Source organism: Segatella hominis (genome assembly GCF_019249725.2).
Classification (GTDB): domain Bacteria; phylum Bacteroidota; class Bacteroidia; order Bacteroidales; family Bacteroidaceae; genus Prevotella.
Genome location: NZ_CP137559.1, coordinates 2759059 through 2778900 on the forward strand (window position 1 = coordinate 2759059; position 19842 = coordinate 2778900).

Genomic DNA, 19842 nt, shown 5'->3' on the forward strand with positions numbered 1-19842 from the left:
TTTTTTCTCCACTACCAAATATTTTCAATACTTTTAACGATTATTTCACGGTAATCAAGAAGTAATTCTTCTTGCCCTTTTGTACCAAGAGATACTTACCATCAATAAGGTCGTCTGCAGTTACTATCTGATCGAAAGCTGCAAGCTTCTCCTTGTTGAGTGAAACACCACCGCCCTTGACGAGCTTACGCATCTCACTCTTACTTGGGAAGATCTGCATACCTTCCTGATTGAAAAGGTCAACTGCTGCTCCGCCAAGCAAGTTCTTGTCGAGATCATAATGAGGTACATTAGCGAATACATCATTCAAGGTAGCCTCATCAAGCTGTGCAAGATTCTCCTTGGTTGCCTTACCGAAGAGAATGTTGCTGGCTGCAATAGCCATATCCAAGTCTTCCTGAGAGTGAACCATTACAGTAACCTCCTCAGCCAAACGCTTCTGGAGAACACGGCGACCTGGATCCTGCTTATGCTCTTCTACGAGAGCATCAATAGTCTCCTTATCGAGGTCGGTGAAGATCTTGATATATTTCTCAGCATCGTCATCACTTACGTTCAACCAGAACTGGTAGAAAGCGTAAGGAGTAGTACGATTACGGTCCAACCAGATGTTACCACTCTCTGTCTTACCAAACTTCTTGCCATCTGCCTTGGTAATCAAAGGACAAGTGAGGCAGAAGCACTCTGCATCATTGCCGAGAGTACGATGAATCAACTCAGTACCTGTAGTCATGTTACCCCACTGGTCGTTACCACCGAGCTGAAGGCGCACACCATACTTCTCATACTGATAAAGGAAGTCGTAACCCTGAAGCAACTGATAAGTAAACTCTGTGAAAGACAAGCCGTCACGAGCCTCACCATTCAAACGCTTCTGTACACTATCCTTTGCCATCATATAGTTAACGGTAATGTGCTTACCTACCACACGAGCGAAATCGAGGAAAGTAAAGTCCTTCATCCAGTCGTAGTTGTTTACCAACTCGGCCTTATTTGGCTCATTGCCATCGAAGTCAAGGAACTTAGATACCTGCTTCTTGATAGCCTCCTGGTTATGATAGAGAGTCTCTGCGTCGAGAAGATTACGCTCCTGACTCTTGCCAGAAGGGTCGCCAATCATACCTGTAGCACCGCCAACAAGCAGATAAGGCTTGTGACCACAACGCTGCAAGTGACGCAACATCATGATTCCACAAAGGTGACCGATATGAAGAGAGTCTGCGGTAGGGTCAGTACCAAGATAAGCAGACACCATGTGGGTGTTGAGGTATTCCTCTGTACCTGGCATAATCTGAGCCAGCATACCACGCCATTTCAATTCTTCAACAAAGTTTTTTGCCATCGAATGAGATTGTTATATATTATATAAAATATGTGTAAGGGGCCCGAATCACCTTCGGAAACTTACGGCACGGGGTCATAACCCGAACCACCCCATGGATTGCATCTTAATATTCGCCAGATAGCCAAAGCGAGCCCTTTAAACGGTCCATGCTTCAGAATCGCCTGACGAGCATACTCAGAACAAGTGGGTGTAAAGCGACAAGACGGCGGAGTAAATGGCGTGATACATCTTTGATAAAAGAGTATCGGCATCACCAGCAGGTAAGTTAGCAGCTTTTTCATCGTTCCAAACTATCTACTATTTTTTCCAATGCCGCCTTAACAGCTTTCTCAACCTTCACTGAATCATAGGTTTGTCCAGAAAGCCAAATAAAGGCAATGAGGATTTTAGTATCCGGATGCAAAGCAAGTACATCTGTCAAAATTGCCTTATGAAGACGATAGCTTTCTCGAAGTTGGCGTTTCACCAAGTTGCGCTTTACAGCTCTCTTGAAATAGCGCTTAGACACACTCATCAATACTTCCGCTTGCGCATCATCCTCATCCTTCCTTTTCACGACTTGATACACTACCCTCACCGGCCATTCTTTCTTATGTTGGGAATGACCCAAAAAGAGTTGTTCTATGAGCGTCCTGCTACACAACCTCTCTTGTTTCGGTAATGTAAAAGTCTTCTGTTCTGACATTCCTATCAATTAGGCTATATTAATATACAGTTCTATAGAGATCTTAGGACCATAGAAATCGCTCCGGATTTATTAGAGATCCCTCAGTACTTCTCCCAGAACTTAATTATTCGTTATTTCTCTCGAGATAATCTTTCAAGGCACCTGTCATAGAAGGGAATTTCTTGGAAGGAGCCTCCAGATCGAGTCTGAGATTCTCATCCTCTACAGTTTTGGCTGTAGCGGGACCAAAAGCAGCAACAGCGATATCACCTTGCTTGAAATCAGGGAAATTCTTCTTTAAAGCCTTCACACCAGTTGGGCTGAAGAAAATCATCATATCATAATCGAAGCTCTTGATTTCCTCTTCTGTGAAATCATTGCTTACTGTACGATACATCACACATTCTGTATGCTTCAGGTTTTTCTCGTCGAGAGCATTCTTGATATCATCATTATGAACACAACTCAGTGGCACGAGATACTTCTCTGTCTTGTGTCGTGACATTTGTGCGAGGAGACCATCAATCTTACCTGTTTCACCAAAGAATACCTTTCTTTTACGATACTGCACATATTTCTGGATATATAGTGCAATCGTCTCAATCACACAGAAGTACTTCATATCTTCTGGAATAGTAATACGCATCTCCTTGGCCAACTTGAAATAGTTATCCACTGCATGACGAGAGGTGAAAACTACTGCAGTATAGTCGAGCAGATTGATTTTCTGCTGACGAAACTCCTTCGCTGTAAGTCCCTCAACCTTGAAGAATGGGCGGAACACGCATTCTACGCCATAATCCTTCTCTAATTCATAATACGGAGATTTATCACTCGCTGGTTTTGGCTGAGAAACTAAAATCTTCTTTATCATTTTTGTCCTAAAAGTTTATTTTCAAATAATGACTAATCAATACCAATCCGCCTGACAAAGCGAAAAGAGGTACCACTTCGAGGGCACAAAAGTACAAAATTATTTGCAAAAAAGCGCCTTTTCTTCGAAAAAAGATGATGAAACACTTATAAAAAGACAATATTTTGATGATTCCGACTACAATAAGTGTATAAATCACAGCCGCTTGTATGGAAAAACCAAAGTATGTCATCAGCATGATAGCAGGGAAAAGTAGTACACCTTCACACGACACCAAGAAGAGATATGCCTTCATCCATTGTTCGTTTTTTTTCTTATCAAAGAACACCCACCCTGTTATCGAATAGAGCAATGCCTTCAACAGGAAATAAGCTGCAGCATACCCTGCATAGATGCTAATCACCTGATATTGGTCTATCGTAAATGTATCACTGATAGAAGCCCTGGAATACATAAAATAGCCGATGGCTATCAGTAAGCAAGTCTGTAATCCCAGAAACAACTGGAAGCGCAACTCGTTGGATGTCTCGGTTATCACCGTGGTACCAAATCGTGGTACACGGAAGAAAGTCTTTGCCTGACGAATGATAAACTGACGAGACTTGGTGAAGGCCACACATGCTATCAGAAAGCAGAACAAGAGCAAAATCGTGACAAAATCATCGCCTGCTACAGTATAAGGCACAGGGTCACCTGCCACGCCCAATCTTCCACCCTTCAATTCTGGATGAAAGAGCGAATCTTTCGAGAAGAAAGACTCACGATAATACTGCGGTAAGCTGACGTCCCTAAAGCTCTTGCCTGGCTGATGCCCAGGAAGATGCAAGGTATCGGGCATTTTGCTCCAATGAATCTCACATGGTTTGATATGCGCCCGCACCATGGAATCTTGCTGAGCAGGTGTCGCATTCTTGGGCAACCAACTCAGCACTTGCTTCGGAGTCAATTCTCCTGTATGCTTTAAAGGCTCCTGTGCCACATCTGACTCAGGAGTTTCTATGATTGTTGAATCTGCTTGTTGCGCCATCCTTCTACTATAAATAATAAGTTATCCCTAGAAAGCCAGGCTCTCTAGGGAATAAATTCTATTTTTTTGAGTCTAATCCCATTTTAAAGGGCAAACTCTTTCTTAATTTCCTCTACTTTATCGAGTTTTTCCCAAGTAAACAACTCTACCTGCATAGTCTTGGTATCATGATAACGGCTGGTGAAAGTTTTTTCCACTACCTCATTCTTTCGACCCATGTGACCATACGCAGCAGTCTCCAGATACATTGGCTGACGGAGCTTCAACTGACGCTCGATAGCCTTTGGACGGAGATCAAACATCTGAGAAATCTTCTGGGCAATTTCACCATCATTCATATTCACATGGCTACGTCCATAAGTATTCACATAGATGCTGACAGGCTCAGCCACACCAATAGCATAACTTACCTGCACCAACATTTCATCAGCCACACCTGCAGCTACCATGTTCTTGGCAATATAGCGAGCAGCGTAAGCAGCAGAACGGTCCACCTTACTTGAATCCTTACCAGAGAAAGCACCACCGCCATGTGCACCCTTACCACCATAAGTATCCACGATAATCTTACGACCTGTCAGACCGGTATCTCCATGAGGGCCACCGATAACAAACTTACCTGTAGGATTGACGAAATACTTGATGTCATCATTGAAAAGAGCCAATACCTTGTCGCCCAACTGTGCTTTCACGCGTGGGATGAGAATGTTGATAACATCCTCACGAATCTTTGCCAGCATAGCATCGTCATCATCATTACCCATTGCATCCTTGATAAAATCATCATGCTGAGTAGAAACAACGATTGTATCAATACGCTGAGGAATATTGTCATCAGAGTATTCTACCGTTACCTGACTCTTGGAATCCGGACGGAGATAAGTCATTACCTTACCTTCCTTACGGATAGCAGCGAGTTCCTTCATGATGCGCTGTGCCAAGTCAAGAGAGACTGGCATATAATTATCTGTCTCATTGGTAGCATAGCCGAACATCATACCCTGGTCACCAGCACCCTGGTCTTCATCTTCCTCACGGCTCACACCACGGTTGATATCATCACTCTGCTCATGAATGGCAGTAAGAACACCACAAGAGTCACCATCAAACTGGTATTCTGATTTGGTATAACCGATTTTCTTAATTGTTTTGCGGGCGATAGTCTGCAAATCTACGTATTCGTTAGAGCGAACCTCGCCCATGATAACCACCTGACCAGTAGTACAGAAAGATTCGATAGCACAATGAGCATGCTCATCGTAAGCCAGGAACTGGTCTAACAATGCATCGGATATCTGGTCTGCAACTTTATCAGGATGTCCTTCAGAAACTGATTCTGATGTAAACAAATATGCCATATTTATTCCTTTTCTTCTTTTAAAAATTGATATATCATTTATTTGCGGCTGCAAAGTTACGCATTTATTTTCATATTCAGTCACATTAGAATGAAAAATATTCCAGTTTTAAATGTTTATCAGTCAAGATGGTCATCAGAAGCACTTTCCGGCTTCATCTTCTCGCGATACATGATATTTCTCGGATGATGTTCCAAGATTTCCCGCCTCAAGTCGGAAGTTTCCAAATGTGTATAGATTTCTGTCGTTCCCAGATCTTCATGACCCAACAAGGCCTGGATAACACGCAAATCGGCACCACCCTTGAGCAAGGCTGTTGCAAAACTATGCCGAAGGGTATGAGGCGAGATGGTTTTCTTGATTCCTGCATCCTTTGCCGCATTCTTAATCATGATAAGAATCATCGTTCTGGTAAGATGAGCACCCCGTCGATTGAGGAAAACATAATCCTCCTCTCCCTGCTTGATTTTCATCTGATTGCGGTCCATATACCAATAATGCAACTGTTTGATGGCAGTTTCAGAAATCGGAACAAGTCTTTCCTTGCTTCCCTTTCCCAAAACACGGATGAATTTTTCCTCCTCAAAGATGTCGCTTAGTTTGAGATTTACCAATTCCGACACTCGTAACCCACAGGAGAACAGGACTTCTATGATTGTCTTGTTACGCTGTCCTTCCCATTTCGTCAGATCAATAGCCTGTTCCAACAGATCCACCTCCTCCACAGTCAGATATTCCGGCAAATGCTGTCCAATCTGCGGGAAAGGAAGCAGCTCCGTAGGATCATTTTTCAAATAATCCTCAATCATCAAGAAACGATAGAAAGAACGCACTCCACTTAAGATACGCGATTGTGAACGAGCACCCACATTCTTATCATGCAAGCCCGCAGAAAACTCCTCTAAATCCTCCAGTTTGACATCCAAGAGGGAAATCTCCTTGGATTTGACAAATTCAAGGAGATAACGCAAGTCGCGCTGGTAAGCTTCCAACGTATTGGGTGAGTAATTACGCTCCAATTTGAGGTATCTCACATAATCCTTAACAATATTCGTACTTGATTTCTTGCTTGTTTCCATTTTTATTATTACCTTTGCAGTTAGAAGTAAAAGAGACAGCCTCAATCTTCCATGATGGAAGAACACTCTAACTTCTGCAAAATTACAAAAAAATATTCATAAACGGATAAAATAATAAGGGATTATGAAAATACAAATTATCAATGGTCCAAACTTGAACCTCCTCGGTGTCCGTGAACCGGGCATTTATGGCAGCAACTCCTTCGAAAGTTATTTGCCAAAATTGAAGGAAAAATTTCCTGATGTAGAAATCGAATATTACCAGAGCAATATCGAAGGCGAGCTGATCAACAAGTTGCAGGAAGTGGGGTTTTCATACGATGGCGTAGTCCTCAATGCAGGAGCCTATACCCACACGAGCATTGCCTTGCAAGATTGCATCCGCAGCTTGAAGTGCCCATGCGTGGAGGTTCATATCTCCAATGTCCATAAGCGTGAGGAGTTCCGCCACCACTCTTATATCTCTTGCGCCTGCCTCGGAGTCATCTGTGGCTTCGGTCTGGCATCCTACGACCTTGCCATAGCTGGTATTCTCGCTCAAAAAGAAAATGAGAAGTAAAGCTCACCTTGCTTCCAACATTTAACTCTTTAGCTATAAAATCATGACAGAAACAGAAAGTCTCGACAAATATATCTGCCAACACATTGAGCCAGAGGGAGATTACCTTTACCGACTTTATCGTGCCACCAATATCCACACTATTCATGGCAGGATGGCAAGTGGGCACATCCAGGGCAGACTGCTCAAAATGCTGGTAGAAATGATTCGCCCCAAAAATATCCTGGAAGTTGGAACCTTCAGCGGTTACAGCGCCATCTGTCTGGCTGAGGGTTTGCAGGAAGGCGGCAAACTCTACACCTTTGAAATCAATGATGAGATGGAGGATTTCACCCGACCATGGATAGAGGAATCCAGTGTAGCCGACAAGATAGATTTCCGCATAGGTGATGCCAACGTAGAAGCACCCAAATTGGGAGTTATGTTCGACATGGCTTTTGTTGATGGCGACAAGCGCACTTACATCGAGACCTATGAGATGGTGATGAGTGTCTTGAAACCCAACGGTTATATCCTTGCCGACAACACCTTATGGGATGGGCACGTTATCGATCCTGCCTATGACCGCGATCAGCAGACGCAAGGTATCCGTAAGTTTAATGACTTCATCGCTCAAGACCCTCGCGTAGAAGTTGTAATCCTCCCATTAAGAGATGGACTGACTTTAATAAGAAAGAAATAGGAAACAATATTAGAATAGAAAACAATAAAGGCTGCGTATTCTATGACGCAGCCTTTATTGTTTTTATGAAGCATCCCTTTTTCTATTAAGAACAGGGATTCTCTAACCAATTGAATTATATCTGTTTCTCAATTGTTTAGCTCAATAATCTTTTGCTCAGAGCCCTTACTGGATACCAGACGGCTAACCAACCGACAGCCAGCACCGTGACAAAGATAATGGCAACATCTGAATAGTGTACACTTACCGGATAAGCATCAACGATGAAAGAGCCAGCAGAATCACCCAGCTTCACAAATCCAAATTCCTGCTGTAAGAGACAGAGCAACAAACCCATACCGATACCGATGATGGCTCCAATGGCAGAAATCATTCTACCTTCGAAAAGGAACACACGGGCTATCTGCTTGTCGCTGGCTCCCAAGTTGCGCAAAGTAAGCACATCATCTTTTTTATCGATGATCAGCATGGACAACGAACCGATGATATTAAAGCAAGCCACTATCAAGATAAACGTAAGGAAGATATAAGCTATCATCTTCTCGATAGACATAATCTTGAAAGTATCTTCCTGCTGTTCAAATCTATCCAGCACCCGGTACTTATCTCCAGCAATCTGCTGCATCTCCTTCTTCACGGCATCTAAATCACTACCATCTTTCAGTCGGAGTTCGAGCGAAGAAAGCATTCCCTGCTGTCCAAAGAGATTACGGGCAAATGTTACGGAAGTCAGAATGTAACTCTTGTCATAACGGGCTTGCTTGACAGCAAACAATACGCCCGGACAGACCAGAGAATCAACTACAAATCCCTCAGAAGGATTCGACATATCCAACTGTCCCTCCTTCATCGGTGCATAAATCTTCAGAAAACCATCCCATTGTGCACCGATACCAAGGGTCTGCGCCAAGCGGATACCCAAGGTTCCATATTCCAAGTTGGCAGCATGAAGTGAGAATGTGCCATCACCATAGAGAATGTCTGTGATATGCGACTGGTCGCTGAAATTATCATCCACACCCTTGATGGTAACCATAGCCTGACGGTCCTGATAGACAGCCAGCGCCTGATCTTCCACACACTCTGTTGCAACATCTACCTGCGGCAACTGGCGAATTTTGGTCAAGATAGGGTCATCGCAAGGAGCCGTCTTACCTTTTGTAGGAACGAGTTCTAACTGTGGATCAAAGCTGGTAAACAAAGTTGCCACCAAGTCATGGAATCCATTGAACACACTCAGCACGATGACCAGCGCCATCGTAGCCACAGCCACACCAATCGCCGAGATAGCACTAATGATATTGATGGCATGAGTGCTCTTCTTGGAAAAGAGATACCTGCGAGCAATGAAAAATGGAAAATTCATTTGTCTTTTACCTTTTTACTCTTTTACTTTTTTACTTTTTCAAAAGTTCATCTATGCGCTCCAAATAATCCAGACTGTCATCGAGGAAGAAGCGTAATTCAGGAATTATACGCAATTGGTTTCTTACCTTCTTGCCCAAATCATAACGAATGGTTTTCTCATTAGCGGTGATATTCTTCAGGATTTCCTCTCCTTTCTCAGAAGGGAACACACTCAGATAAGCAGTACAGATACTGAGATCTGGACTGATTTTAACCTTGGTCACACTCACCATGACACCATGCATCATACGAGTTTGTGACTGAAAAATAAGACTCAACTCCTTCTGGAGAAGTCTGGATATACGGTTTTGTCTTGTTTCTTGCATAATCTTTTCAATTAGAATGATTGACTAAATTAGAATGAATAATCAAATTAGTATGATTGACTAAAAAATTAAACATTACTCAGCTTAACACTATTCAAGGTCCACATGCTTCACCTCCACACTTTCATGCAGGAAGATCTGAGCAGACTCCTTGAATTTTTCCTCACTTTCAGTAGTCAGATACTGGCAGGTACCTTTCTTGGTAATCATATTCTCCATGTCCTGATGCCGCTTCAAGTAATTTTTCAGACTCTCAGCTACATACATTCCTTGTGGCACAACCCGCACACCATCGGGAAGGTTTTTCACAATGCTGTTCATCAGCAATGGATAATGTGTACATCCCAAGATAATCGTATCTATGTCAGCATCTTTACGCATCAGTTGGTCAATGCGCTTCTTGACGAAATAATCAGCACCCGGACTATCAGCCTCATTGGCTTCTACGATGGCAGCCCATAGCGGACAAGCGACACCGCTAACCTTGACTTCAGGCCAGAGTTTGGCAATCTCCAAGTCATAGCTTTGACTTTTGATAGTACCTTCCGTAGCCAACAGACCGACATGGTTACTCTTGGTGATATTACCGATAACCTCAGCAGTAGGTCGGATAATACCCAGCACACGGCGGCTTGGATCCAACTCAGGGATATCTCTTTGCTGGATAGAGCGAAGCGCCTTGGCTGAAGCCGTATTACAACCCAGAATCACCAGGTGGCAACCCATGGAAAACAGTTTGAGTACTGCCTGGCGCGTAAACTTATACACCACCTCGAAAGAGCGGGAACCATACGGCGCACGTGCATTATCACCCAAGTACATATAGTCGTACTGAGGAAGAAGCTGACGAAGTCCATGCAGGATAGTCAACCCACCATATCCGGAATCAAATATTCCGATAGGACCAGGATTAGAAGGCAACATCATTTCAAATTCTCCTTGATTAGTTCGGTAATATCCTCTCCCATCGCAGCATCAACGTATGGAAGTGAATCGTGGTCGGCATTCAGGATAAACGCATATCCTTTCGCCTTGCCTATCTTCTGCAAAGCCTCTCTGATTTGTTTTTTCAGAGGAGCATAAGCATCTTCCTCAGCCTGTTTCAGCAGACGTTCCGACTCAGCTTTGAAAGCCATATTCTTAGCCATCAGTTCACGAAGTTCCGCCTGTCGTTTTTCCAGGATGGAAGGAGCGAAATTACGCTGACCATCCAGAAACTCCTCATACTTGCTGTTAAACTCGTCCTCCGAGCGCTTGGTTTCGGCATCATACTTCAAGCGAAGATCGTCCATATGATGCTTGGCTATCGCATAACCAGGCATTGTACGAAAGACTTCTTCGAAGCTGAAATAGCCGAAACGGATTGCAGACGGAGCCTCTGCACCCGCAGTAGGAGCAGCAGTAGCCTCACTCGCTTTAGGAGCAGAATTAGCCACCTGCTGGGCAGATGCCAGCACAGGCATCATTGCCAGAACCAAATAAAGGAATGTCTTTTTCATCATGAAGTGTTGGATTAGAATAGGCATATTCATACCTATTATATATAAATACTGAAAAGAGAAACAAGGGCAAGCACTTGTGCCTGCCCCCACTATCTTAGTTGGAAATAACCGAAATTACTTGATCTTAGCCTGTACTTCCTTAGTTACATCAACTACATTGGTACCTGTGTAAACAGCAGCACCTTCCTCGAAGATGTAAGTGTAGTTGCCAGCCTTACCAACAGCCTCGATAGCAGTACGCACCTTAGCCACGATAGGCTGCATCAGCTCGCTGCTCTTCTTCTGTAATTCCTGCTGACCATCCTGATAAGCCTGCTGAATCTTCTGCTGAAGACCCTGCAACTCAGTTTCCTTCTGCTTCTTAGCAGTAGCGTTCATTGTGCTCTGAGCCTTCTGATACTCGTCAGCCTTGCGCTGGAACTCATCCTGCATAGACTTCAAATCGTTCTCCTTCTGCTTCTGGAGTGCCTCAAGCTCACCATTAGCTTTAGCAACATCAGGCAAAGCCTGCATGATAGTCTGGGTATTTACCTTACCAAACTTCTGTGCCATCATTGTCATTGGTGCACAAAGCATCAACATTAAAATAAGCTTTTTCATTGTTTTTATTCTTTTAATTATTAATTTCCAAATAGGTTTTCAGATGGACATATTGTCCACAGTCAACTCACTTTTATAACTCTCGCTGCAAATATACAACTAATTATTGGAATAACCTAATTTTTGAAGCACTTCGTTGCTAATATCGATTTTTGGAGAACCAAATATGATACCAGCATTGCTGGCTCTGTCGAGCACCAGCGAATAGCCACGCAAATCAGCGATTTCCTTCACTGCATTGTAGATTTCCTCCTGTATAGGAGTCATCAGCGCTTCACGCTTCTTGTAGAGTTCCCCTTCAGGTCCGAAGTATTTCTTCTTCAGATCACTGGCTTCCTTCTCCTTCTGCATGATGGCATCCTGCTTGGCTTTTTTCTGTTCCTGTGACAAGAAAACCACCTCGTTCTGATAGTTCTTGTACATAGTACTTGCCTCCAGATTGAGCGCCTCTACCTCAGCTTGCCATTTCTTGCTCACCTGATTCAACTGTTCGTTGGCACGCTCGTAAGCAGGCACATTCTTCAGGATATATTCCATATCAACCAGCGCATATTTCTGCGCATGGGCTGTGATGGCTGCTACAGCCATCATCAGCATCATCACGAATTTCTTCATTTTATCTGTCCTCCACGAATTATTAATTCATCCATCTTTTAGCAAGAGGATACTTCACTCTTCGTTCTTCACTCAACTTAGAACTCCTGGCCGAGGATAAAGTGGAACTGGCTTCCACCCTTCTTGTACTGGCTTCCGTTCCAAACCTTGTCGAAACCATAAGCCCAGTCGATACCCATCAAGCCGACCATTGGCAAGAAGATACGTACACCGACACCGGCACTACGCTTCATGCTGAATGGATTGAACTTCTTGGTGTCATACCATGCATTACCAGCCTCTACGAAGGTCAAACCATAAATAGTGGTATTACCCAAAAGGAACGGATAACGGAGTTCCAATGAGAAACGGTCGTATGCATAAGCATAGTAACCTGTGCTGGCACTATAAGATACAGAACCATTCTCGTAACCACGGAGACCGATGGTTTCCTCACCATAATAGGATGAATAACCGCTCATACCATCACCACCCACATAGTAGGTCTCAAATGGACTCTTGTTGTATTTATTGTAAGCTCCCAACAAACCGAGTTCCACACGGGTCATCAACACAAAGCACTTCTGACCTCCGCTCAATGCGGTATAAGTCTTAGCCTTGAACTTCCACTTATGATACTCTATCCAGCGATATTTCTCCTGCTGCTCCTGAGCATAAGTTGGTGAGTTTCTGTTGGTTGCCAGATGCTCATAATCCTTGTTGTTCATCAAGCTCCATGGTGGAGTCAGGTTGACAGAAGCCTCTACCTCAGAACCAGTACGTGGGAATAGCTGATTATCTGTGGATGTACGGTTCAGCGAAATTGTCAAGTTCAAGTTATTCGCATTACCATTATTCATCAACATATAGCTCCAGTTCTTCATCATGTAGCGCTGGTAAGCCAACTGCACAGACAGAGTAAAGTAGTCATCCGGCCAACGGAGACGCTTACCCCAACCGAGGCTTACGCCGACCATCTGGATATACTTATCTGGGTCGTAATAATTCTCGTAGTTATTGTAATAGCTGGAACCGTAACCATACATGTAGCTATAGTAGTTGTTCATGTAAGCACTGTTATAATAGTTGCTTGACACGTCAGTACTCTTACTATAGTATGCACCTACACTGAACTGAACAGGTCGCTTGCCACCAAACCAGTTGGTAGAGTAGCTTACATTGTAGCTCTGATAGTAGGTACCATTGGTCTGTGCACCGATACTGAGCACCTCTCCATCACCGATAGGCATGATACCACGATGCTCCTTGTTCTTGTTGAAGAGGTTGGCCATAGAGAAGTTGTTGAGCTTCAAGCCCACACGTCCAATGACACCAGTCTGTCCCCAACCGAGTGAGAACTCAATCTGGTCATTACTCTTCTGCTCCAGGTTCCAGTTGATATCCACAGTACCATCCTCATAGTTTGGCTTGATATCCGGGTTCACCTTTTCAGCATCAAAGTGTCCCATAGAAGCCAACTCACGGGCAGAACGCATGATAGCATCCTTAGAGAAGAGATCGCCTGGTTTCGTACGGAGTTCGCGGCGTACTACATTCTCATAGAGTCGGGTATTACCGTTGATGCGTACATGGCTCAGATAAGCCTGAGGGCCCTCAGTGACGCGCATTTCGAGGTCGATAGAGTCGCCATCGATATTGATTTCGGCAGGATTGATGTTAGAGAACACATAACCATTATTATAATAGAGGTTTCCCACCGCATCATCATCCTCATTCAAGCGCTTGTGCAAGAGTTTCTGATTATATACATCACCCTTCTTCATGGTGAGCAGAGCATTCAGACGGTCTGTATCATAGACAGTATTACCCACCCACGTGATATTACGGATGAAATATTGCTTACCCTCATCTACCTTCACATATACATTGACATGCTTCTCATCGTAGTTGCTGACGCTATCTTCCAGAATCTGGGCATCACGATAACCATACTCGTAGTATTTATCTATCAGCTTAGCCTTATCCTCTTTCCAGCGTTCAGGTGTAAACTTCTTAGATTTGAAGAAAGTAGCAAATTTTCCTGCCTCATGAGTCTTGGCGAATGCGCCTTTGGAGAATAAGCCACCCTTAATCTTGCGGTCAGAAAGTTTCTCATTGCCATCGATGGTAATCTGATGAACCTTGATTTTCTCCTTTTTATCTACGATTACATCCAGGATAACCTGTCCCTTGTTGGCTACATCATCACGTTGGTTGATCTGGATATCCGCATTCTTGAAACCTTTGTCATCAAAGTATTTCTTGGCAAGAATCTTGGCACGGTCGAGCATGTTTGGAGTCACCTGTGTACCCTTTACCATACCCAATTTCTGCTCCATATCCTCTCGCTCGCTCTTTTTCAGGCCGATATAGTTGATGTTAGAGATACGAGGGCGAACGGCCAGATAGATGTGGAGATAAAGTTTTTCGCCCACAATAGAGTCGGCAGCAATCGCCACTTTTGAAAACAGTCCATGCTTCCAATATCGCTTGACGGCATTGGTCACATCATCTCCCGGCACATCGATTCTATCACCGACCGACAGGCCAGAGATGCCAGTAAGCACATAATCCTCATATCCTTCCACTCCTGATACGTTGATGCCTCCAATGACCAGATTACGGGGATTTCCTGCATACGAGATGTCAGGATTCACAATCTTGTCTTGTGCCGTCACCTGCAAACAAGCCATTACACCGAACAGCAGGATGAAAACCTTTCTTATCTTATTCATTTACTTATTATGTATATTTTCAAATGTATTCTTTCCTAATATGACTCCCGAGTAATAGTAGCATTACTCTCCTTTTTCCACCTGAGCCTCAGTTTTGCCAAACCTGCGCTGACGATTCTGATAGTCAGCTATTGCCTTCTGGAGATCTTCCTCCATGAAATCTGGCCAGTAGGTATCGCAGAAATACAACTCAGAATAAGCTATCTGCCACAAGAGATAATTGCTGATGCGCAATTCACCGCCCGTACGGATCAGGAGATCAGGATCTGGCATAAAGTTGGTTTCGAGATGCTTGGCGAAATTCTCCTCAGTCAATTCACCAGCTATCTCATCATAGCTTTTCTTGCCATCAGCCATCGCATCCTTCAGGGAACGTCTCATTGCTTCCATGATTTCCCAACGAGAAGAGTAGCTCAAAGCCACCACCATCGTCATGGCGTCATTCTTAGCCGTATGTTCCATGGTCTCCTGCAACTTTTCCTGCACAGGCTTTGGCAAACGACCTATATCACCTATCACACGGAAGCGTACATTGTTCTTCATGAAGATTTCATCCTCAAGAGAAGTGAGTACAAGTCCCATCAGAGCAGCCACCTCGTCGGCAGGACGATTCCAGTTTTCCGTAGAAAAAGTATAGAGTGTAAGATATTTCACACCTAAGCGAGTACATTCTGAAGTGATACGACGAACGGTATCCACACCAGCCTGATGGCCGAAACTTCTTTCTTTGCCTCGCTCCATCGCCCATCGCCCGTTACCATCCATGATGATGGCAATATGCTCTGGTATTCTGCTCATATCTAAGTTTGTTGCCATTATTCTTCTTTATTACATGTTCTACATTTTGCCTTGAAACTATAGGTTATTGTGAGCTGCAGCATGGAATAGCAGTCTGTATTCTTGAATGCACCGCTGCTCTTCACTCTATAGGGGTCTTTCACTCCATCCAGTTCATCATTCAGAGAGAAATGGAATCCCCAGTCTAAACCTACATTCAGCCGTTCTCTGACTTTATATTTCACACCTATACCGATAGGCACATTGGCGGTAAAGACACTTTTGCTGCCTCCAGACACGGAAGTAGCTCCCAGTCCGCCATAAATATAGGGTGTCAACCGCTTGGCTCCTCGATAGTCTCTTCCTGTACCGTAAGGCCAGAAATTATACTCGAAGATGAGACTTACATCCACCACATTATGATTGAACTCATAGGTTGACTCTGCATAATCCGGATAATAAGTCTTGACATCCGCCGACGATCCTTTCAGTTTTCCATAACTGGCGCTCAGGCGCAAGTCTTTATAAGGGTCGAAATTGTATCTCCAAAGCAGCGAGGCCATCGGCTGCATGTTTTTCAACACGTTGCCATTGAAATCACCCTCGTAACTGACCATTCCTACCCCCGCACCTATCTCCATGCGATATTGGGGATCATCCTGGGCGCTGATGTGGACAAGAGCAACCACCAAACCGATTATCGTCAGAACTATTCTGTGCATTTTACACCTTATTATATATATAGACTCAAGAGAAAGAAATAAGTTTATTCCTTTCTCCATCCATCTCTATTATATCTTCCTTTCCAGACGTATCCGTTGTTGATAACCCAATAATAGTTATTGGCATCACGTACGAAAGCAGCTGGTCTGCTTACTGCAAATTCAGCAGGCATCACAACCGTTGTATCCACACTCCAGTCTAAGCCAGTCTTGCTCACATACCACTTACATTTTTCTACAGTTGTACTACCCACTTTATAATCGCCAGCAGCCAAAGCCACATAACCGCTATCGTTGAGCGCCACCTGGAGGGTATTGAGATAAGGCAACATGCCAGCCTGATGAGGCTGATATTCTACATAGTTCCACTGATAAGAATCTGTAGCTTCACCAGCATCAAAAGTGCGAGTCCAGATCGTTGCGACCGTATCCTTCTTTTCATTCTCACGAACCTTTCGATTACCGAGGAGAAGAAGGTTTTCTGCGCCTTTCACAGAACGAACAGGCTTAACCACCAAACTGAGGTTTTCTGTTGGCAGGAAGTCTGCGCCCTTGTCATCCATTGCATCAGGAGTCCAGCTGGCACCATTGTCCTTAGATACGGCAATACCAGCAGCAGTATAAGCATACAGATAGTTGCTACTTGCGCCAATCAACTGCAGAAGAGAGGCGTCAGTAGTAACAGATTCCCAATTGATAGCATCATCAGACTTGAGAACTTCGCCATTATTGAGAATATAGAGTTTACCATCCTTAGCGATTGCGCTCTTATAGGCATCCTCACCCAAAGCAACATTAGGAGTTAGAGGATTTCCAAAAGCACCACCATTCAGGCCAGTCTTGAAAATCTTGGTACCACCATTACTCTTACCGAAAACATAGACACAGTTGCCCGCAGAAACGGCTTTCATGCCAGCCAAAGCTGCCAAGTCACCATTCTGGGCTGCAAGAGAATGCCATACGAAGGAATCAGGACCTTCTTTGTGTACATTTACGGTAATCGTATAAGTACGATATGCAGAATAATCGTTGTTATATACTCGGATTTCCTTTGGTTTAGAGAAATCTACGGAGTCAGAGCTGGAATAATAAGCCAAAGAGTCTTTATTATCCTTATCTTTCAGCACCCAAAGCAGCGGACTGCTCTGCTTGGCTGTGATAGAAGCCAAGGCAGCACTGATCTTTGTCCCAACAGGCAAAGAGTCTGCATTATAGATCTTACCAGCGGTCTGATCTATATAAAATTTATAATTAGAACCAGCAATCGTGGTAGCATAAGTTGAATCCTTCGTACCATCCGATGTCTTTCCCAGATAATAGCGATTCATCGTGCCAAGAGAAAAAGCAGTGATGGCAGTATCATGGGTATATTCAATATTTGTATCATCGTCACTGCTCAAACATGAAGACAATGACAGGCCTGCAGAAAGGAGCAGGATGAAAGCAAAAAACTTCCTTTTCATTCTTATTTATTTATTTTTAGCTGCAAATTTACAGAGAATTCTTCAAATAAAGCCCCTTTTTGTCGGTTTATTATGCAAATTATTGATTTTATCGGTAATTTTTAAGTTTGTTTAGTGATTATTCCCAACAATCAAGGCATTTTTGAGAGGAAAAACTTTAAAAAAATGAGAAATGACAAATGAGAAAGACTTTAAAATGAGAAATGACAAATGACAAATGAGAAATGGGAAACTAAAAAAAAAGAGTCCCATCCCTCTTTCGAGAGATAGGACCCTAATATGATAATTCTTAATAATTCGAAGTTTCGAATGATTAGAGCTGTGGACCAGCAGCAACGAGAGCCTTACCAGCCTCGTTTGTCTCATACTTCTTGAAGTTCTTGATGAAGCGAGCAGCCAAGTCCTTAGCCTTCTCCTCCCACTGAGAAGCCTCAGCGTATGTATCACGTGGATCGAGGATCTTAGGATCTACGCCTTCCAACTGTGTAGGAACTACGAAGTTGAAGAATGGGATAGTCTTTGTAGGAGCTGCGTCGATTGAGTGGTCGAGGATAGCGTCGATGATACCACGTGTATCGCGGATAGAGATACGCTTGCCTGTACCGTTCCAACCAGTGTTAACCAAGTATGCCTTAGCACCAGACTTCTGCATCTTCTTTACCAACTCCTCAGCGTACTTAGTTGGGTGCAACTCCAAGAATGCCTGACCGAAGCAAGCAGAGAATGTTGGAGTAGGCTCGGTGATACCGCGCTCTGTACCAGCCAACTTAGCTGTGAAGCCAGAGAGGAAGTAATACTTAGTCTGCTCAGCGTTCAAGATAGATACTGGTGGCAATACACCGAATGCATCTGCTGAGAGGAAGATAACCTGCTTAGCAGCTGGACCCTGAGAGAATGGACGCTGGATGTTCTTGATGTGGTAGATAGGATAAGATACACGAGTATTCTCGGTAACAGTCTTATCTGCGAAGTCAATCTTACCATCCTTAGCTACAGTTACGTTCTCGAGAAGAGCGTCACGTGTGATAGCACCGTAGATATCTGGCTCAGACTCCTTGTCGAGGTTGATAACCTTAGCGTAGCAACCACCTTCGAAGTTGAACACACCCTCGTCGTCCCATCCGTGCTCATCGTCACCGATCAACTTACGCTTAGGGTCTGTTGACAATGTAGTCTTACCTGTACCAGAAAGACCGAAGAAGATAGCTGTATTCTCACCGTTCATATCTGTGTTGGCAGAGCAGTGCATAGAAGCCATACCCTTCAATGGCAAGAAGTAGTTCATCATAGAGAACATACCCTTCTTCATCTCACCACCATACCATGTATTGATGATAACCTGCTCCTTAGAAGTTACGTTGAATACAACGGCTGTCTCTGAGTGGAGACCCAACTCCTTCCAGTTCTCAACCTTTGCCTTAGAAGCATTGTAAACGATGAAGTCTGGCTCCTGATCGAACTCAGCCTCGTTCTGAGGACGAATGAACATATTTGTTACGAAGTGTGCCTGCCATGCTACCTCAACGATGAAACGTACCTTCATACGTGTATCCTTGTGTGTACCGCAGAAACCATCTACTACGAACAACTTCTTGTTAGAAAGCTCCTTCTTAGCGATCTCCTTAACGGCATTCCAAGCCTCTGGAGTAGCCTTGTGGTTATCGTTGTGATACTCCTCAGAATCCCACCATACTGTGTCGTGAGATGTAGCATCGTCAACGATGAACTTGTCTTTAGGAGAACGACCAGTGTAAATACCAGTCATTACATTAACTGCACCGAGCTCAGTCTCCTGACCAACCTCAAAACCCTCGAGACCTTCCTTAGTCTCCTCATTGAACAATACCTCATAAGAAGGATTGTAGAGAACCTCAGTTGTACCTGTGATTCCGTACTTTGCTAAAACTGACTTATCAAACTTTGCCATTTTTTTTAAATGTATTTAAGTTGTGAATTAATTCTTCTTACCTGAATCCTTAAAACTGATTTTCTTTCAAAACCGCCGCAAAGTTACGAAAAATCTGTTTGATAACAAAGATTCTTGTTTATAAATAAGACATTTTAAAAGCTTTTTAGGTTAAAGAAATTAAAATCCAAATCATTCATCCATAATTTGCCATATTGA

Annotated in this window: 20 protein-coding genes; 2 read left to right on the top strand and 18 right to left on the bottom strand. The window is 43.6% G+C overall.

Features of this window, described 5'->3' with window-relative positions:
- Positions 1-40: 40 nt before the first annotated feature.
- From tyrS to xerD, 7 genes are all read right to left on the bottom strand, one after another.
- Positions 41-1342 carry a tyrosine--tRNA ligase gene (tyrS, locus tag KUA50_RS11185; protein ID WP_118115946.1) on the bottom strand — a complete coding sequence of 434 codons (1302 nt, stop codon included), beginning with the start codon at positions 1340-1342 and terminating at the stop codon, positions 41-43.
- A gap of 62 nt (positions 1343-1404) precedes the next feature.
- On the bottom strand, positions 1405-1626 hold the full coding sequence (yidD, locus tag KUA50_RS11190) for a membrane protein insertion efficiency factor YidD (RefSeq protein WP_118115948.1): 222 nt from the start codon (positions 1624-1626) through the stop codon (positions 1405-1407).
- Positions 1623-2030: a ribonuclease P protein component gene (locus tag KUA50_RS11195; protein ID WP_218456088.1), complete on the bottom strand. Its 408-nt coding sequence runs from the start codon at positions 2028-2030 to the stop codon at positions 1623-1625. The genes yidD and KUA50_RS11195 overlap by 4 nt, the downstream gene beginning before the upstream one ends.
- Positions 2031-2136: 106 nt before the next feature.
- Positions 2137-2886: a uroporphyrinogen-III synthase gene (locus KUA50_RS11200; RefSeq protein ID WP_022110592.1), complete on the bottom strand. Its 750-nt coding sequence runs from the start codon at positions 2884-2886 to the stop codon at positions 2137-2139.
- 7 nt (positions 2887-2893) lie between these two features.
- A complete protein-coding gene (locus KUA50_RS11205) occupies positions 2894-3913 on the bottom strand; it encodes a DUF4271 domain-containing protein (RefSeq protein ID WP_218456087.1) in 1020 nt (339 codons plus the stop codon).
- Between the two features lie 83 nt (positions 3914-3996).
- Positions 3997-5271, bottom strand: coding sequence for a methionine adenosyltransferase (metK, locus tag KUA50_RS11210; RefSeq protein WP_218456086.1), 1275 nt, complete (start codon positions 5269-5271; stop codon positions 3997-3999).
- Between the two features lie 119 nt (positions 5272-5390).
- Positions 5391-6350, bottom strand: a complete 960-nt coding sequence (gene xerD, locus KUA50_RS11215; protein ID WP_118115954.1) for a site-specific tyrosine recombinase XerD — start codon at positions 6348-6350, stop codon at positions 5391-5393.
- A gap of 124 nt (positions 6351-6474) precedes the next feature.
- Between xerD and aroQ the strand changes: the two genes are divergently transcribed.
- Together aroQ and KUA50_RS11225 are read left to right on the top strand one after the other, a co-directional pair.
- Positions 6475-6909 (top strand): type II 3-dehydroquinate dehydratase, encoded by a 435-nt coding sequence (gene aroQ, locus KUA50_RS11220; protein WP_218456085.1) that lies wholly within the window; start codon positions 6475-6477, stop codon positions 6907-6909.
- A 43-nt stretch (positions 6910-6952) separates the two neighbouring features.
- The gene (locus KUA50_RS11225; protein WP_218456084.1) at positions 6953-7591 is read left to right on the top strand and encodes an O-methyltransferase; all 639 of its coding nucleotides are present in this window, start codon (positions 6953-6955) and stop codon (positions 7589-7591) included.
- 136 nt (positions 7592-7727) lie between these two features.
- Here KUA50_RS11225 and KUA50_RS11230 read toward each other — a convergent pair whose 3' ends face one another.
- The 11 genes from KUA50_RS11230 to pckA form a co-directional block, all read right to left on the bottom strand.
- Positions 7728-8957, bottom strand: coding sequence for an FtsX-like permease family protein (locus KUA50_RS11230; RefSeq protein WP_218456083.1), 1230 nt, complete (start codon positions 8955-8957; stop codon positions 7728-7730).
- Positions 8958-8988: 31 nt separating this feature from the next.
- Positions 8989-9324, bottom strand: a complete 336-nt coding sequence (gene rbfA / locus KUA50_RS11235) for a 30S ribosome-binding factor RbfA (protein WP_022327967.1) — start codon at positions 9322-9324, stop codon at positions 8989-8991.
- 90 nt (positions 9325-9414) lie between these two features.
- Positions 9415-10251 carry a glutamate racemase gene (gene murI / locus KUA50_RS11240; RefSeq protein ID WP_134844621.1) on the bottom strand — a complete coding sequence of 279 codons (837 nt, stop codon included), beginning with the start codon at positions 10249-10251 and terminating at the stop codon, positions 9415-9417.
- The gene (locus KUA50_RS11245) at positions 10248-10823 is read right to left on the bottom strand and encodes an OmpH family outer membrane protein (RefSeq protein WP_218456187.1); all 576 of its coding nucleotides are present in this window, start codon (positions 10821-10823) and stop codon (positions 10248-10250) included. Before KUA50_RS11245 ends, murI begins: the two co-directional genes overlap by 4 nt.
- A 117-nt stretch (positions 10824-10940) precedes the next feature.
- Positions 10941-11426, bottom strand: a complete 486-nt coding sequence (locus tag KUA50_RS11250; RefSeq protein ID WP_218456082.1) for an OmpH family outer membrane protein — start codon at positions 11424-11426, stop codon at positions 10941-10943.
- 99 nt (positions 11427-11525) lie between these two features.
- Positions 11526-12041, bottom strand: a complete 516-nt coding sequence (locus KUA50_RS11255; RefSeq protein ID WP_218456081.1) for an OmpH family outer membrane protein — start codon at positions 12039-12041, stop codon at positions 11526-11528.
- A 77-nt stretch (positions 12042-12118) separates the two neighbouring features.
- On the bottom strand, positions 12119-14755 hold the full coding sequence (locus tag KUA50_RS11260) for an outer membrane protein assembly factor (RefSeq protein WP_022110604.1): 2637 nt from the start codon (positions 14753-14755) through the stop codon (positions 12119-12121).
- Between the two features lie 63 nt (positions 14756-14818).
- Positions 14819-15571 (bottom strand): isoprenyl transferase, encoded by a 753-nt coding sequence (locus KUA50_RS11265; protein WP_022110605.1) that lies wholly within the window; start codon positions 15569-15571, stop codon positions 14819-14821.
- The gene (locus tag KUA50_RS11270; protein ID WP_218456080.1) at positions 15571-16254 is read right to left on the bottom strand and encodes a DUF6089 family protein; all 684 of its coding nucleotides are present in this window, start codon (positions 16252-16254) and stop codon (positions 15571-15573) included. The genes KUA50_RS11265 and KUA50_RS11270 overlap by 1 nt, the downstream gene beginning before the upstream one ends.
- Positions 16255-16298: 44 nt before the next feature.
- Entirely contained in the window at positions 16299-17717 is a 1419-nt protein-coding gene (locus KUA50_RS11275; RefSeq protein ID WP_218456079.1) for a DUF6242 domain-containing protein, read from the bottom strand.
- A 313-nt stretch (positions 17718-18030) separates the two neighbouring features.
- Entirely contained in the window at positions 18031-19644 is a 1614-nt protein-coding gene (gene pckA / locus KUA50_RS11280) for a phosphoenolpyruvate carboxykinase (ATP) (protein ID WP_022121513.1), read from the bottom strand.
- Between the last annotated feature and the right edge of the window lie 198 nt (positions 19645-19842).

Bases quoted from the DNA above. Each gene is read 5' to 3' on its own strand.
- tyrS (WP_118115946.1), bottom strand. From the start codon at position 1,342: ATGGCAAAAAACTTTGTTGAAGAATTGAAATGGCGTGGTATGCTGGCT.
- yidD (WP_118115948.1), bottom strand. From the start codon at position 1,626: ATGAAAAAGCTGCTAACTTACCTGCTGGTGATGCCGATACTCTTTTAT.
- KUA50_RS11195 (WP_218456088.1), bottom strand. From the start codon at position 2,030: ATGTCAGAACAGAAGACTTTTACATTACCGAAACAAGAGAGGTTGTGT.
- KUA50_RS11200 (WP_022110592.1), bottom strand. From the start codon at position 2,886: ATGATAAAGAAGATTTTAGTTTCTCAGCCAAAACCAGCGAGTGATAAA.
- KUA50_RS11205 (WP_218456087.1), bottom strand. From the start codon at position 3,913: ATGGCGCAACAAGCAGATTCAACAATCATAGAAACTCCTGAGTCAGAT.
- metK (WP_218456086.1), bottom strand. From the start codon at position 5,271: ATGGCATATTTGTTTACATCAGAATCAGTTTCTGAAGGACATCCTGAT.
- xerD (WP_118115954.1), bottom strand. From the start codon at position 6,350: ATGGAAACAAGCAAGAAATCAAGTACGAATATTGTTAAGGATTATGTG.
- aroQ (WP_218456085.1), top strand. From the start codon at position 6,475: ATGAAAATACAAATTATCAATGGTCCAAACTTGAACCTCCTCGGTGTC.
- KUA50_RS11225 (WP_218456084.1), top strand. From the start codon at position 6,953: ATGACAGAAACAGAAAGTCTCGACAAATATATCTGCCAACACATTGAG.
- KUA50_RS11230 (WP_218456083.1), bottom strand. From the start codon at position 8,957: ATGAATTTTCCATTTTTCATTGCTCGCAGGTATCTCTTTTCCAAGAAG.
- rbfA (WP_022327967.1), bottom strand. From the start codon at position 9,324: ATGCAAGAAACAAGACAAAACCGTATATCCAGACTTCTCCAGAAGGAG.
- murI (WP_134844621.1), bottom strand. From the start codon at position 10,251: ATGATGTTGCCTTCTAATCCTGGTCCTATCGGAATATTTGATTCCGGA.
- KUA50_RS11245 (WP_218456187.1), bottom strand. From the start codon at position 10,823: ATGAAAAAGACATTCCTTTATTTGGTTCTGGCAATGATGCCTGTGCTG.
- KUA50_RS11250 (WP_218456082.1), bottom strand. From the start codon at position 11,426: ATGAAAAAGCTTATTTTAATGTTGATGCTTTGTGCACCAATGACAATG.
- KUA50_RS11255 (WP_218456081.1), bottom strand. From the start codon at position 12,041: ATGAAGAAATTCGTGATGATGCTGATGATGGCTGTAGCAGCCATCACA.
- KUA50_RS11260 (WP_022110604.1), bottom strand. From the start codon at position 14,755: ATGAATAAGATAAGAAAGGTTTTCATCCTGCTGTTCGGTGTAATGGCT.
- KUA50_RS11265 (WP_022110605.1), bottom strand. From the start codon at position 15,571: ATGGCAACAAACTTAGATATGAGCAGAATACCAGAGCATATTGCCATC.
- KUA50_RS11270 (WP_218456080.1), bottom strand. From the start codon at position 16,254: ATGCACAGAATAGTTCTGACGATAATCGGTTTGGTGGTTGCTCTTGTC.
- KUA50_RS11275 (WP_218456079.1), bottom strand. From the start codon at position 17,717: ATGAAAAGGAAGTTTTTTGCTTTCATCCTGCTCCTTTCTGCAGGCCTG.
- pckA (WP_022121513.1), bottom strand. From the start codon at position 19,644: ATGGCAAAGTTTGATAAGTCAGTTTTAGCAAAGTACGGAATCACAGGT.